At 40.2% G+C, this 15,126-nt stretch carries 14 protein-coding genes; 4 read left to right on the top strand and 10 right to left on the bottom strand.

Features of this window, described 5'->3' with window-relative positions:
• Window positions 1–31: 31 nt before the first annotated feature.
• The gene (locus HB912_RS09910) at window positions 32–1,078 is read left to right on the top strand and encodes a lactonase family protein (RefSeq protein ID WP_185374234.1); all 1,047 of its coding nucleotides are present in this window, start codon (window positions 32–34) and stop codon (window positions 1,076–1,078) included.
• A gap of 54 nt (window positions 1,079–1,132) precedes the next feature.
• Here the strand turns inward: HB912_RS09910 and HB912_RS09905 are convergent, their stop codons facing one another.
• The 7 genes from HB912_RS09905 to HB912_RS09875 form a co-directional block, all read right to left on the bottom strand.
• A complete protein-coding gene (locus HB912_RS09905) occupies window positions 1,133–1,807 on the bottom strand; it encodes a histidine phosphatase family protein (RefSeq protein WP_036070668.1) in 675 nt (224 codons plus the stop codon).
• 164 nt (window positions 1,808–1,971) lie between these two features.
• On the bottom strand, window positions 1,972–2,214 hold the full coding sequence (locus tag HB912_RS09900) for a hypothetical protein (protein ID WP_185374232.1): 243 nt from the start codon (window positions 2,212–2,214) through the stop codon (window positions 1,972–1,974).
• A 163-nt stretch (window positions 2,215–2,377) separates the two neighbouring features.
• Complete coding sequence (helD, locus tag HB912_RS09895; RefSeq protein WP_185374230.1) at window positions 2,378–4,690, bottom strand: RNA polymerase recycling motor HelD; 2,313 nt, start codon at window positions 4,688–4,690, stop codon at window positions 2,378–2,380.
• A gap of 212 nt (window positions 4,691–4,902) precedes the next feature.
• Window positions 4,903–5,847 carry a siderophore ABC transporter substrate-binding protein gene (locus tag HB912_RS09890; RefSeq protein ID WP_185374228.1) on the bottom strand — a complete coding sequence of 315 codons (945 nt, stop codon included), beginning with the start codon at window positions 5,845–5,847 and terminating at the stop codon, window positions 4,903–4,905.
• A 10-nt stretch (window positions 5,848–5,857) separates the two neighbouring features.
• On the bottom strand, window positions 5,858–6,637 hold the full coding sequence (locus HB912_RS09885) for an iron ABC transporter ATP-binding protein (protein ID WP_185374226.1): 780 nt from the start codon (window positions 6,635–6,637) through the stop codon (window positions 5,858–5,860).
• Window positions 6,634–7,578: an iron chelate uptake ABC transporter family permease subunit gene (locus HB912_RS09880; protein ID WP_185374224.1), complete on the bottom strand. Its 945-nt coding sequence runs from the start codon at window positions 7,576–7,578 to the stop codon at window positions 6,634–6,636. The genes HB912_RS09885 and HB912_RS09880 overlap by 4 nt, the downstream gene beginning before the upstream one ends.
• Window positions 7,571–8,518: an ABC transporter permease gene (locus HB912_RS09875; RefSeq protein WP_185374222.1), complete on the bottom strand. Its 948-nt coding sequence runs from the start codon at window positions 8,516–8,518 to the stop codon at window positions 7,571–7,573. The genes HB912_RS09880 and HB912_RS09875 overlap by 8 nt, the downstream gene beginning before the upstream one ends.
• 168 nt (window positions 8,519–8,686) lie before the next feature.
• On the opposite strand from HB912_RS09875, the gene cbpA reads away from it, so the two are divergent.
• Entirely contained in the window at window positions 8,687–9,328 is a 642-nt protein-coding gene (gene cbpA, locus HB912_RS09870; protein WP_036070681.1) for a cyclic di-AMP binding protein CbpA, read from the top strand.
• A gap of 49 nt (window positions 9,329–9,377) precedes the next feature.
• On the opposite strand, the gene HB912_RS09865 is transcribed toward cbpA, so the two are convergent.
• Window positions 9,378–10,562 carry a serine hydrolase gene (locus HB912_RS09865; RefSeq protein WP_185374220.1) on the bottom strand — a complete coding sequence of 395 codons (1,185 nt, stop codon included), beginning with the start codon at window positions 10,560–10,562 and terminating at the stop codon, window positions 9,378–9,380.
• 189 nt (window positions 10,563–10,751) lie between these two features.
• Between HB912_RS09865 and HB912_RS09860 the strand changes: the two genes are divergently transcribed.
• A complete protein-coding gene (locus tag HB912_RS09860) occupies window positions 10,752–11,765 on the top strand; it encodes a tagatose 1,6-diphosphate aldolase (protein WP_185374218.1) in 1,014 nt (337 codons plus the stop codon).
• A gap of 51 nt (window positions 11,766–11,816) precedes the next feature.
• On the opposite strand, the gene HB912_RS09855 is transcribed toward HB912_RS09860, so the two are convergent.
• Together HB912_RS09855 and HB912_RS09850 are read right to left on the bottom strand one after the other, a co-directional pair.
• Window positions 11,817–12,530 (bottom strand): CPBP family intramembrane glutamic endopeptidase, encoded by a 714-nt coding sequence (locus HB912_RS09855; protein ID WP_185374216.1) that lies wholly within the window; start codon window positions 12,528–12,530, stop codon window positions 11,817–11,819.
• Between the two features lie 110 nt (window positions 12,531–12,640).
• A complete protein-coding gene (locus tag HB912_RS09850; protein WP_036070685.1) occupies window positions 12,641–13,975 on the bottom strand; it encodes a 6-phospho-beta-glucosidase in 1,335 nt (444 codons plus the stop codon).
• A 149-nt stretch (window positions 13,976–14,124) separates the two neighbouring features.
• Here HB912_RS09850 and HB912_RS09845 point away from each other — a divergent pair, with 149 nt between their 5' ends.
• The gene (locus HB912_RS09845; RefSeq protein ID WP_185374214.1) at window positions 14,125–15,093 is read left to right on the top strand and encodes a LacI family DNA-binding transcriptional regulator; all 969 of its coding nucleotides are present in this window, start codon (window positions 14,125–14,127) and stop codon (window positions 15,091–15,093) included.
• The last annotated feature ends 33 nt before the right edge of the window (window positions 15,094–15,126 follow it).

Raw genomic sequence — 15,126 nt, 5'->3', positions numbered from 1 at the left:
GAATTTTTAAAAACTAGGAGGAATGAAAGCGATGACAAATCAAACTGCAACTGCTTACATTGGAACTTACACCAAAGCAGAATCAGAAGGAATTTACCGTTTAGTCGTAGACACCAAAACGGGAGAAATTCTGGAAAATAAGTTGGCTGGAAAAATGGATAATCCGACTTATTTGAAGATTTCGGGAGATGAAAAATATCTTTATTCCGTTGCTAAAGATGGAGATAAAGGAGGGCTTGCGGCTTTCGCAATAAATCAAGATGGTTCGCTTTCTTTGCTTAATACAGAAGTTAAAGTGGGGAATCCTCCGTGCTATGTAGATGGATCAGATGATAATACTGTCGTTGTTTCTGCGAATTATCATCTCGGAACGATACTTAGTTATCCAACTGAAAACGGGAAGTTACTTAGTCCCCTTTCTGAAATTCAGCATACTGGAAAGGGTGTACATGAGCGCCAAGAAAAACCACATGCCCACTTTGCTGGTTTCACTCCAGATCAAAAATTTGTTGTGACTTGTGACCTAGGAACAGATCATGTGACAACGTATAGCGCAAAAGATGGTCGTTTAGAACAAGTAGCGGATCTTGTTGTCACACCGGGAAGCGGTCCTCGCAATCTGGTTTTCCATCCTAATGCCAAGTGGGTTTATATTATGACAGAGCTAACTTCGGATGTGTTCGTTGCTAACTATGATGAAAAAACAGGAGAACTTTCAATTATTCAATCCATTCCGTCACTTCCGGCAGATTTTTCGGCTGAAAATAAAGGGAGTGCAATTCACATCTCGAATGATGGTCGTTTTCTTTATGTTTCTAACCGTGGTCAGGATGCAATTGTTTCATTTGAAATTGATGCAAGTAGCGGTATGCTAACACTCCTTGAAACAGTTTCTGTTGAAGGAGCTGGCCCTCGTGATTTCGACCTTGATCCAAGCGGTGAAATCCTGCTTGCAGCCAATGAAAACACTCAAAATGTTACTGTGTTTAAAGTGGATAAAACTTCGGGACGGTTAACTCTGCTTCAAAAAGATATCCATGTTCCTGAGCCTGTCTGCGTCAAATTTATGCAGGCTTAGCCGCCATAAAGAATTAGAAAAAACGCTCGGGTCACGTGTGACCCGAGCGTTTTTTTATTTTTGTCCAGCTAATATGTAACTGGTATCTCCGACTGTTTGAACGGTCAGTGAGTCAGCTTCATAAAGCAGTGTCGTTATACTTGCGTTTTCCAGTAAAGGATCTACTTTTTCTGGAGCAATCAACGAAATGGCGGTATTGATTGTAAGTCCGTGTGCGACGACTAAGATATGCTTCTCCGCTTCGCTCGCTTCACGTTGGATAATTGTCTCAAGCGCTCTTTTGACACGCGTCTCCATCACTTCCCACGGTTCTGCGGTATTTGTTGTGTCAAGCTCACAAACACCCGACACGATTTCTGCAAAGCTTGTTTGAGCCATGCCTGCTTCGCCTGATTCATAGCCTAAGTGTGTTAAAACAGTTTCAAACATATCCGCACTCGGCAAACCTTCAAATTCGCCAAAGCACAATTCACGCAAATCTTTTAACATCGTTTCTTTGAGATGCGTTTGTTTGCTTTCTTGTAAAACGAGTCGCACTGTTTCAACGGTCCGTCTTAAATCACTTGTATAGACGGCATCAAATTTCAAATCGAGTCCTCGCCCAAGGCTCTTGGCTACTTCTTTTCCTGGAACGGTTAGTGGCGTATCAGACCAGCCTTGAATTCGCTCCATTTTATTGAACATGGTTTCGCCATGCCGCGTTAGATGTAGATAAAGTTTTCCGGTCAAAAAAATCGCTCCCTTCTCTCTTTCATCATATCAATCGGCCTTTGTAAACGCAACCTTTTGGAAGCTTTTGGCAAACGAAAAAAGACTCAGTGTGTGCTGAGTCTTCTTTCTTAGGAGGGTTTGGCGACAGTTTGAATTTGGGGTATCAAAATATCACCAGTTGTTTATGCCGTCTGCACTTTTTTAAATAGAGTCAGTTTAGCAAGATTAACGACGGTTCTTCGACTTTCACCAAATTTGATAGGTTCCGCATCAACTTCAACCAAGACGGAGTTGGTATAAAAACCAATCACTCTTCCAACGTACTCAATATGTTCCCGTTCAAACAATATTTTGTCTCCCATTTTTAGCTCTGTTTCATATCCTGGCTCTGTTCTCAACAAACTAAAACTACTGTGTTCGCTCATCTTGTTAACCTCGCTTTCCTTTTCTCTACAGACTTATCATAACCGAAACGGAAGCTACTCTTCTATTACTCATGATAAATTCAGCGGTCGTTTTTGTATAAATTGTGACAAATTATATTAAAACATCCACCCAACTCTCTTTTACCAAGTTGGGTGGATGTTTTTAGCGAGGAAGCCTGGAAGAATGGCGTTTATTTTCTAGCCGGTAGAGCTCTTCTGGAATTTCAGAGAACAAAGGCGATTTGCTTCCATTTGAAGTGACAACTAAGTCATGCATCGCACGCGAACAAATAGTATAAAGCAGGGTTCGCTCTTCTTCAAGCGCGTAAGCCTCTTTTGAAGCATCTAGCACAATAACGCTATCAAATTCGAGTCCCTTGGCTAAGTAAGATGGGATAATCATCACACCTTCTTGCAATTTTTGGTGTTCAAAATGGACGAGCCGAACTTTCATTTTCTTGTAAAGAGACAGATAGGCAGCTTCGCAAATTTCCTGGTTTTTCCCAATGATCGCCACCATGTTTGATTTTTTGGCTAACTTGTTTGCTTGCTCGTAAACATTCTCCATCATCTCTACAAAGTTTTCGGTTTCAATGAGTTCTGGCAGTTCTCCTTCGCGTGCAAACGGAATGATTTCTTCCTTTGCTTGGATAATGCCTTTTGTGAAATTCGTGATTTGCTCAGTTGAACGGTAGCTTTTATTTAGTCGAATGACTTCAGTTTTTTCAGGATTAAACAAGTCTTTAATCTCTTCAAGTAGCGTTCGTTCTTTTTCTTGTGTTTTAAAGATCGCTTGGTTGAGATCACCAAGCAGTGTAAAGCGACTGCTTGGGAACAAGGTTTTGAGGTAATAAATTTGTGCTGGTGAGTAATCCTGGATTTCATCAATAAACAAAAATTTCATCGCTCGATTGGCTTCTTTTCCAACAACTCGGTCGCGTAAGTCAAGATAGAATACCACGTCTTCTTGTGCAAGTTTGTTATCATTTAAGCTTGCGACAAGTCGTTTGATTTCAGTTTGCCACTCGCTTTCTTGGATGCCGAATTTCTCTAAGCTTAAGAGCTTAGGAACAGCTTGCATAAAGTGAACAAACTGCTGGCGAATATGGAAAAACCGATTTTTTTTGATTGCTTGATGCACTTTCTTCATTTTAAGGCGAACAATTTTCCGCGCCAGATAATCTTGCTCAGCATCAAAGCTATCAAATTCCAGTTCAAGCGGGACCAAATTTTGATACGTTTCTTCACTTAAAAGCTCAATTTCATCCTTTACCCAGTCTTTTTTGGCTTCTTCATTCGCAAAAACAAATAGTTCCTCTCGCAAGGCTTTTCGCGTGAGTTCAAGTCGCGCCGGGAGGGAATAATCAGAACGAGTTTGATAAAAGATTTCCTTTACTTTGTTCTTCGAAATCACGGTTTTCCCGCGAAAGCGAATATCTTTGAAGCGCAAACCATCTTTTTGTAAAAGCTTTTGATAACGAGAAATAGCAGCAAAAAGCTGTGTGCTTTCTTTCAGCCCGAGAATATTCTTGCGCAATTCATTCGCCTTATCCTCAAACTGCTCAAATAAGCTTTCCATTTCAAGTTTGCCGAGACGAGCGGCCGTAAAATCTTGAAAAGTGGTTTGCAGCATATTTTTTTCGCCAAGTTCAGGGAGAACATTGCCAATATAGTGATTAAATAAACGGTTAGGTGAAAAAATAATCATTTGTTTTTCATCTAGACCTTCACGGAAGCGGTACAGTAAATAAGCGATTCGCTGCAAGACTGCTGAGGTTTTACCGCTTCCAGCTGCACCTTGGACAAATAAAAGATTACTTTTCGTATCCCGAATAATCCGATTTTGCTCGCGCTGAATGGTCGCCACAATATTTTTCATTTGTAGATTGGATTCAGCACCAAGAACTTCCTGAAGCATTTCATCACCAATCGCAGCACTTGTATCAAACATAGATTGGAGTTTCCCTTTTTTAATCGAAAACTGGCGCTTCAAAAGCACATCCACCGTAAGCTTACCTTGCGGCGTATCATAACTTGCTTGGCCGATTTCCCCATCATAATAAACGCTTGAAATCGGAGCGCGCCAATCATAAACAAGAAACTGATCCTTTTCATCAAGCGCTGAACCAATTCCGATATAAATTTCTTCACGTGGGGTTTCTTCATCGGCAATATCAATCCGAGCAAAATAAGGAGCGTTTTTCATCTTATCGAAGACTTTCAATTGCTTCTCAGCATGTTCATAGTTTCGTTCTCGTTCACGCAAAAAATGTTCTTGTTGACGAATACTAATATTTGTTTCTGAAACGTCATCCGGTTCAAGCAAGTTAACCCGAACGTCATCCCAAAAATTTGAACGAATGTCACTCGCTTCTTGTTTAACGGAAACAAGCGAATCCTTGATTTGTTTTTCTTGTGTTTTAATTTGTTCGATTGTATAGTCAATCCGCTTTTGTTCTTGTTTTTCTTCGCTCATAAAAAAACCTCCTAAAGGTATTGACAACTCATTGATTTTAGTGTATAATTTAATTGTATTAGGTGTATTTTCAAAAAACTTCAATCTGACAATGTTTTTTAGTATACCATGAAAACATAAAATCCGCAATGTCTTTCCACTTTGAGAAAGGCTTTTTTTATGCTAAAAAAGAAGCTGCTAGGATTTTAAATCTCTAGCAGCTTCTTTTTCAATTAAAAACTATCCCCAACTTCTTTAACCATTTCTTTGACTGACTCAAGGCCGCCTCCAGATAGATACCAATATTCCGGATTCAAATAAATGATTTTACCATTTTTATAGGCATTCGTTGTTTTTACTAAATCGTTTTCTACTGTTTTCTTAGCAGAAGATTCTCCACCAACGGCAGCTCCACGATCAATCACATAAATATAATCTGGATTTTTATCGGAAATATATTCCATCGAAATACTTTGCCCATGTGTTGAAGCCTTGATCGACGTATCCACTGGTTCTACGCCCAAAACATCGTGAATCAATCCAAAACGCGACCCCGGTCCATAAGCACTGATTTTTCCATCATTTGCAAGAATAATCAAGCCTTTTTTCCCTTTCGGTGCCGAAGCTTTTACTTTCTCAATTTGTGTGTCAATTTTATCCAATTCTTTTTGGGCTTGTTTTTCTTTCCCAAAGATTTTCCCGATTTTTTCAACGTTCGCATGGAAAGACGCTATGTAATTGGAAGTATCCAGACCCAAATAAATGGTAGGCGCAATTTCACTAAATTTGTCATAAGTATCGCTTTGCCGCCCAGAAATAATATTTAAATCACTTCCTGTTTCATTAATCGCTTCAAAATCTGGCTCCTTTAATCCACCTGCATCTTTGACTTTATCTGTATCAAACGCTTTTAGATAAGAAGGTAGACTTTGTTTTGGAGTCGCCGCAACTTTATTGCTTAATCCTAATTTTTCCATCGTGTCTAGAGATCCAAAATCAAAAACGGTTACTTTCGACGGGTCTTGCGTAAGTTTTGTTTTACCTAATTCATGCTTAATCGTAATTTCTTTCGAATCTGCTTTCGCTTTGTCCCCATCTGAACTTGCTTTCCCGCCTCCACAAGCTGTAAGTACAACTGCCAATAAACTAATAAAAAAGAGCGTTGCTAATTTTTTCATAATAAACCTCCTATTTTTGGTCAATCTTGTCTTTCACGTTAAAATATAGTCCAAATTTATTTCCGCCAACCTCTGTGATCGGAATGTTCATTTCAAAAATTTCCCGCAAAACGGCTTCATCCATCATTTTCGCAGTTTCACCTTCTGCAATTTTTTCGCCATCTTTTAGCGCCACAATCCAATCAGAATAGCAAGAAGCAAAGTTAATGTCATGCAAGACGAGAACCACCGTTTTTCCCAGTTCATCCACAAGACGTCTAAAAATTTGCATCATGGAAACGGCATGTTTCATATCCAAATTATTTAGTGGCTCATCAAGCAAAACATAGTCGGTATCTTGCGCAATCACCATTGCAATAAAGGCACGTTGTTTCTGGCCACCGCTCAGTTCATCAAGGAATTGATGCTGTTTAGCTTCCATTTCCATATAGCGGATCGCTTCGTCCACTTTTTGAATGTCTGCTTTCGTTAAACGACCGGAAGAATAAGGAAAGCGCCCAAAACTTACTAAATCCCGCACGGTTAAACGCGCCGTCAAATGGTTCGATTGTTTCAAAATTGAAATCCGCTTAGCCAGTTCTTGATTGTTCCAGTCAGAAAGTTCTTGCCCCGAAAGCATAATATGACCGGAATCTGGCTTAGTCAGCCTGCTCATAATCGAAAGGAGCGTACTTTTCCCTGCCCCATTTGCTCCGATAAGCGAGGTGATCGACTGAGGCTTTACTTCAAAGGAAACATCGTTCAAAACGGTTTTATCTCGATAGGTTTTTGTGACATGCTCAATTTTCATACCAGTTTCCTTCCTTTCAAGAGTAAATATAGAAAATAAATTCCGCCTGCTAAATTGATAATCACACTAATTGGCGTGTTGAAATGGAAAATCCGTTCAGCGATGACTTGCCCAAAAGTTAGCGTTAATACTGAAATCAGCGCAGCTGCTGGGATCAAAATTCGGTGCTTGTGGGTTGGAAAAAGCTGGTAAGCGATATTCGAAACAATCAAGCCAAGAAATGTGATCGGCCCGACAAGCGCGGTGGCAATACTCGTTAGGATGGCTACCACAATCAATAGGCGCTTCACCACTTTTTCATAGGCTACTCCAAGGTTCATGGCTTCTTCTCGGCCAAGTACGAGCACATCTAGATACTTGCTGATTTTCCCCAAGTAAAGAAGAACTAGCCCGGTGAGGATCACACTTAAAAGTAGCACATCCGAGTTGACATTCCCGAAGCCCGCAAAACTTTTATCCTGCACGATTTGGAACTCATTTGGGTCAATTAGCATTTCCATAAAGGAAGAAAAGCTACTGAAAAAAGTCCCGCATATGATGCCAACAAGGAGCAGCAAATAAATGCTTGTTCCTTTGCGCTTGAATAATAGATAGTAAAAACAAATTGAAAACACAACCATCAGCCCGCAAGAAAACACGAAATTGATTTCGCTTCCGAGGTGAATCAGGTTACTTTGTCCAACTAAAAAGAGGAGCGCCGTTTGGAATAACATATATAAAGAATCAAGCCCCATAATACTAGGTGTCAAAATTCGGTTTCCCGTGATAGTTTGGAAGATCACGGTCGAAATCGCAATCGAAGTCCCCGTTAAGAGTATCGCAAGCCACTTTGTCCCGCGAAGCTTCAAGGCAAACTCTAAGTTCCCGCCAATAAATAAAAATAAATACCCAGCCGAAAAAATCAAGACGAGGACGATTAGAAGGGTCATTTTTTTACGCATAGCTTTTCCTCCTAAAGAGTAAAATTAGGAAGATGACGCTACCGATAATCCCCACAACTAAGCTGATCGACACTTCATATGGATATAAAATCACGCGCCCAATCATGTCGCAAACGAGTAAAAAGGAAGCGCCAAATAGTGCTGTATCCATCAAGTTTTTTTGCAAATGGTCACCTTTTAAAATCGAGATGATGTTTGGAACGATCAATCCAAGAAAAGGAATCATCCCCACGGTTAAAACGACAGTCGCTGTGATAAAAGAGACAATCACAAGTCCAATCCGCATAACAGCACGATAAGAGAGTCCTAAATTGCTGGCGAAAGTTTCTCCCATTCCACTCACTGTGAATTTATTCGCATATATGTACGCAAGGATAAACAGTGGAATGGACAAGTAAAGAATTTCATAGCGTCCCTTCATAATCATCGAGAAGTCTCCTGCAAGCCATGAAGAAATATTCTGAACGAGATCAAATTTCACAGCAAAAAACGTAGCAATGGAGCTAAGAATGTTCCCGAACATCAGCCCAACGAGCGGAATTAAAATGGTATCGCGAATTGAAATCGAATCGAGGATCTTCATAAAGACGAAGCTCCCTGCCAGTGCAAATAAAAAGGCGACACTCATTTTGACAAAAAGAGAGGAACCAGTAAAAAAGAGCAAAGAGACGAGCACGCCAAGTCTTGCGGCATCCATAGTGCCAGCGGTCGTTGGTGAAACAAATTTGTTTTGCGTCAAGCTTTGCATAATCATACCGCAGATACTAATTCCAGCACCGGCAATGATAATGCTGATAAGTCTTGGAAAACGGCTGAATAGAAAAATATCGAGCTCGTGGCTACTCCACGTGTTTATATGTATCGGAAGTTTCTCTACACCTATAAAAAGAGAGGCGACGGCAAGGAATAAAAATATGATAAAAAGCACCAGTCGTTTCATTTCACCTCTCCTTTTCAAGCCACTTTTTCTTTCATTTCATTTTCCTCTTCTATTCTAATTGATAATGAATCTCATTGTCAATAAGGCACTAGTAAAAATTTACTGTACTAACTGTACCATTTGAGATAAAATGAAAGAGGTAGGTTAAATTGAGAAGGAGTGACTGATATGTTGATTAAAAATCTTTGCATACCAAAAACCAAATTAACAACGGTTCCAGAAACAGCAACATTAAAAGAAGCGATTGATTTGCTTGAAGAGTCTGGTTATCGCTGTGTTCCTATTCTTGATCAATCTGGCGACAAATTTTTGGGAAATATATACAAGATGCACATCTATCGCCACGTGGCAAACGGGGGCAGCTTAGATCAACCTGTAACTTCCCTGCTCAAGAATGCAACGAAACACATCAGCGTCAACTCCTCATTCTTCAAAGTGTTCTTTACAATTAAAGAACTGCCTTACATCGCAGTATTAAATGAGAATGGCGATTTTTACGGGATTCTAACGCACGGAGAGTTACTTGGACTTTTAGAGGAAGCTTGGAATGTTCAAACAACCAGTTATGTCTTAACTATTGCAACTGGAGAAGTCCCTGGAGCCTTAACTAAAATCACGAAAATCATTGATAAATACACCTCGATCGCAAGTGTCATTACACTCGATGATCAAAGTTCAGATTTTATCCGCCGAATTCTTGTGTCTCTTCCACTTTCTGTTACGGAAGAGAAGAAAAATGAAATTGTTCGGCACTTAGATCGCAAAGGTTTCCGTGTTGTTGAAGCTGAAAACTTACAAGAAGAAAAATAAAGAACATAGAAAACCCCGTATCTGCTTAACATGCAGATACGGGGTTTTTTTAATTTGTTCGATTCAAAATTTGATAAATCTTGTTATTCACTTTTCCAAATGAAGTAATATTATTTTGTATGTTTGAAAATAAAATAACGAAGGTTTTACCGGATTTGCTAATGCTATTTGACACGTTCCAGCCATTTAATACGCCATGATTATTGTAGCTTCCAGGGTCTGCATAAAAACCCATGCCATAGCCTGAACTGCTTCCTTTTGTAAACATTTCCGCTAAACTTTCAGGCGACAATAGTTTTCCACTCATGAGTGCCTCGTCAAATCGGTACATATCTCCTGCCGACATATAGACATTTCCCACACCAAAAAGTTGCGATAAATCAGGCATACTAGGAATGCTGTAACTTCCATCTTTTTTCAGATAATAGCCTATTGATGCATTTTTTTGTTGTTTAAAATCTTCATAAAAGCCAACTTGTGTCATTCCTGCCGGTTTAAAAATGTGCTGTTTATAATAGCTCGCTAGTGACTGTCCACTCAGTTTTTCAACCAAATAAGCAAGAACTGTGTAGTTGGAATCACGATAATCCCATTTCCCAGGAGCTCGTTTGACTCCTCGCTCTTCAATATCTTGGACAAGCTCTTTTGGTGTGATTTTTGAATTTGTTTCAAGGTGACCTTTCAACCCGCTTGTGTGGTTTAACAAGTTTTTAATGGTAATTCCACTCGGGAAACCACTTAGGTACTGAGAAACCGGATCTGTAAGCGAAAGTTTCCCTTTTTCAACGAGCTGTAAAATCGCTGTTGCTGTTAAGGCTTTTTGCGAAGAACCAATATAAAACTCCGTATCCGGCGTGTTTTTTTTCTGCTGTTCCATGTTCCTGTACCCATATCCTTTGTTTAAAACCATCTTTCCATTTCGAACGACAACGGCCGTACCACTAAAGTGCAGTTGCGTAAGATACTGGTCCAGTGCCTTATTTTGCACAACTTCTTTCGTTTCTACTTCTGTCTTTTTCTTTTCTTTTTGCTTAGAAACAGGGGATTTCGCTTTCCGAATCGATTTTTCTTCTTGCGCCGCCTTATCGGCACTTTTTGGCGTTAAAAGCTGTACGACTAAAAAAAGAACAGCTAAAAAAACCACAAGGGTGAGCACGAATAAAAAAATTTTTCTTCTCAGTTTCTTTTTTTCTCGTCGTCTTTGATTTTTCCGATTTCGCTCCAAAGTGAACACTCCTTAGCAGGTAATCTATCGGAAAAAGAACTTATGCCCCTCCGTGTTTTTCCCAAAAGCTCGATAACTCCTATTTGAATAGTAGTTGAAAATTCCTTAAAAAGCAATTTTTAACAAAAGGGTTTAAAGAAACTGCTACAGGGTAAAGAATGACGTATGAAATATGCAGAAAAAGGAGATCGATAAATAATGGTTACAATGACAAGAGGCAAATTTGATAGTTTGAATCGTCTTGCAAATGATAAAGGTGTCATTGCCGCACTCGCGATTGATCAGCGTGGTTCGCTCAAAAAAATGATTCAAGCTGCCAAAGGTACAGAAGACAAAAAAGATGTGGAAGACTTCAAACAATTAGTTTCAGAAGAACTTACTCCTTATGCTTCTGCTATTTTGTTAGATGATGAATATGGTACACCTGCTATTAAAGCACGCCATGAAGGTTGCGGACTTTTGACTTCTTATGAAAAAACAGGATACGATACTACGATTCCTGGTAAATTGCCTGACTTAATTGAAGACTTATCGGTACTTCGGATCAAAGAAAATGGCGGAGATGCTGTTAAAATTTTGGTTTATTATGATCCGGATGAGTCGGATGAAATTAATGAAATTAAATATGCTTTCTTGGAACGAATCGGAGCGGAATGCCGCGCCGTCGATATCCCATTTTTCCTTGAGCCAATTACATATGATGCAAATGTGACTGACTCAGGCTCGCTTGAATACGCAAAGCTTAAGCCAGCTAAAGTGAAAAAGGCGATCAAGGAATTTTCGAAGCCTCGTTACGGCGTTGATGTATTAAAACTTGAGGTTCCTGTTAACTTTAATTATGTGGAAGGTTTTGCAAAAGATGAATCCGCTTATTCGCAAGCGGAAGCAGCTCGCCATTTTGAAGAGTGTTCGGATCTTTGTCCGCTTCCATTCATTTATTTGAGTGCTGGAGTTACGGCGGAAATGTTCCACAAAACGATCGCTTTTGCTAATGAACACAATGTGCAATATAGCGGTGTATTGTGTGGCCGTGCAACCTGGAAAGACGGTATTGAAGTTTATGGTAAAGAAGGCGACGATGCGCTTCGCAAATGGCTTCGTACGCAAGGGAAAGAAAATATTACGTCGCTTAACAAATTGCTTGATGAAGGTGCTGTTCCTTGGTGGACAAAATATGGCAACAAGGAAGATATCCAAGTTATCGATAAATAATCGGATAGGAAAAAAGCCTTTCGAACGGGTGCGTTCGAAAGGCTTTTTTATTTAGATAATGAAGAAGTAGCCGATTAAATTATTGATGAAGTGAAGCAAGATACTCGCTTCGATGCGCTTTGTTTTGTAATAGACAAGACACAACCCAACTGCCATCACGAAGTAAAGAAGGAAACTTAGGATATCTGTCGGGATATGGGCAAAGGTGAACAGTAAGGCACTCACTGCGAAGCCTATTTTTGGATACTTCCTGAAAATGATCTTCATGATCAAACCTCTGAAAACGACTTCTTCTGCGATTGGTGCTAGAATGACAACGGCAACGAACACGACAAGTGGCGATGCCGAGCTGACCATATCTTCAATGCCAGCTTGGTTTGCGGTATTGAAGCTTGGATTTAAGTAAGTGATCAGGATTTCAAGTAGGTTTGAAATGACAAGGGTTCCGAGGCTGATGACAATAAAACTCAGCCACGTTTTTTTTGAAAAAGCTCGAAAGGAAAAAAGTTTCATGTTCGAGATTTGTAGCAAGAAAAGAAGAATGATCAAGGCAAATGCTTGCGTGAGATTCATGTACCAGTTCATTTGGAGTCCGTTAATGATGCTATCAAGCGATTTATCAGCATTTAGACCTTGAATGATGGGTGGAATCATAGCAAGAATTTCACCAATAAATTCGAGAACAAAATATAAGACCAAAAAAATAATGCCTAACCAGGCTTTCGGTTGAGGTTCTGTTTGAAGTTTAAAGGGTTCGTTTTCCATAGTTGGCTGCCTCCAAGTGTTTTTTCATTAGTTCTATCATACACGATTTAAAACGTTTCCCATAGTCCTAAAAGTAAAAAAAGACTCGCAGAAGCGAGTCTTTTTAAAACTTAAGCTTGTTGTTTCACGAAAAATTGAGGCAAGTGCTCTTTATGGGCTTCAAGTAGCTCATCCAGTACTTCTTTTGCGATATCTCCACTTGGCACAAGCGGGTTTAAAGTGAAGGCTTGCAGAGCTGTTGCATAGTCACCCGTAACAGCGGCTTCGATCGTTAATTCTTCCATCGCTTTCATCACTTGTAGTAAGCCCCGTTCTGCAGGAGCAAATTTCCCGAAATTGATGGGTTCTGCTCCGTGTGCCCCAATGATACTTGTGATTTCAACGGCACTTTCGTAAGGGACATCATCAATCGCCCCATTGTTCCGTGTGGAGACCACCATTTTCGTTCCTTTATCATTGTAAATCGAATTGATGATTTCACAAGCGGCATCGCTATAATGTGCCCCACCACGCTTCGAAAGCTCTTCTGGTTTATAATCCAAGTTTGGATCTTTATAGAGTTCAAACAAGCTTTCTTCAAGGCGTTTTACGACTTCCCCGCGAGTGCCTTCTTCTTGGAAGGCTTTCATTTCGTCTTTTAGCATGTTATCTGTCATGTAATAATAACGGTGATACGGGCAAGGAAGCATCTTCAAATGTTTCACTTGTTCATAAAGGAAGCGCATGTCTTTGATGTTTTCAACAACTTTTTCTGGATTTGCTCCCGGCGCGTAAAGCCCATCAATCACTTTTTCGGTCAATTCTGTGCCGTCTTTATCAAAAATACGATGCCAGTGCAGATGATTAATGCCCGCAAATTTGAAGAACAAGTCTTCTTCTGGTTTACCTAAAACGGCAGATGCACTTTTTACAGCTCCAATAGGAACGTTACAAAGTCCAATTACTTTTTCCCAGTTGCCATAGCGAAGTACGGCTTCTGTTACCATCCCTGCAGGATTTGTGAAATTGATCAACCATGCATTTGGACAAAGTTCGCGCATATCACTTACGATATCCAAAATGACAGGAATCGTCCGGAATGCTTTAAACATTCCTCCGGCACCATTCGTTTCTTGCCCAATCATTCCGTGCGAGAGCGGGATTCTTTCGTCTTTAATCCGCGCGTCAAGCAACCCCACCCGAAATTGTGTTGTCACGAAATCAGCATCTCGTAAAGCTTCACGACGGTCGAGTGTTAAATGGATTTCGCAGTCAATTCCTGCTGCTTTTACCATGCGTTTTGCCATACTGCCGACAATTTCAAGTTTTTCACGTCCTGCTTCGATATCCACGAGCCATAGTTCTTTTACTGGAAGTTCACTGTAGCGTTTGATAAAACCTTCAATCAATTCTGGTGTATAACTTGAGCCTCCACCAATTGTTACGATCTTAACTCCGTCTTTCATAGTTTTGAAACCTCCCAAATTTAAGCGTTTTCTTCTTACAATTCGATGATAGTTTATGTAATGCATTACAGGTCAACCCCCTTTTTGAAAATTTTTTATTTCTCGTTTTATGCTATACTAAAATTGGATAATAGAGCGAGGTGTTCGGATTGGCAAATATTCAAGAAATTGCAAAACGCGCAGGAGTATCTTCGGCAACGGTTTCCCGAGTGATCAACAAGCGCGATTACGTGAGCGAGGAAACAAGAAAGCGCGTTCAAACTGTGATTGACGAACTCGATTATGTTCCAAATCTTAATGCGGTTTCGCTCAAAAAAGGAGCCACTAAATTGATTGGACTTGTAGCGCCAATGTTTCGTGATTCTCCTGGAATTTTCATGCAAAATTTTACAAATGCCGCACAAGAACATGGATATAACGTGACACTTTTTATGACAAATGGGAAACGCGACAAGGAATTAGAAGCGCTTGAAATGTTGCGCCGTAAACAAATTGATGCGCTTGTTCTTGTCATCCGTCAAAATGAATGGGATGTGATCGAGCCTTATACCAAATACGGTCCGATCGTGACTTGGCAACGCGTCGAACATAAAAAAATCGCCTCGGTTTTCATGGATCAATATGAAGGCTATACGCTTGGTCTTGAACATCTTTACAAGCGTGGCTACCGCCGGATTTGCAATATTTATGGTTTTACAAGCGGATTAAATACGCAAAGTCGGATGCAAGCCTATGCAGATTTTTGTAAGCGCCACAATCTTAATCCGCATGATGTGAAGCACTTTTACGGGATGGGGACGCGTGCGCAAGGAGAAGAGATCGTCCATTTTTTCAAAAAGACAACGAACAAACCAGATGCTTTCTTTACGCCAAATGACTATTTAGCCGCGGGAATTGTGTCTGAGGCACGTAGGCAAGAACTGCGGGTTCCTGCAGATTTCGCCGTATGTGGCTTTGACGACATGGAAGTGGCGCATTTATTTGATATGACGACGATTCATTACCCGGTGGATAAGCAGGCTCTAAACGCCTTTACGATTATCCACAATACACTAAAGCAAGCAAACCAAAAACTCATCCCGCTCAAGTTTCACTTGGTAGAGCGAAAAACAACTTAAATGGGCACATTTATAAACTAAAAAAGCTTCTCC

The organism is Listeria aquatica (assembly GCF_014223975.1).
In the GTDB taxonomy this organism is placed as follows: Bacteria; Bacillota; Bacilli; order Lactobacillales; family Listeriaceae; genus Listeria; species Listeria aquatica.
The sequence above is the reverse complement of the archived record's forward strand: the minus strand, read 5'-3'. Positions and strand labels throughout refer to the sequence as shown.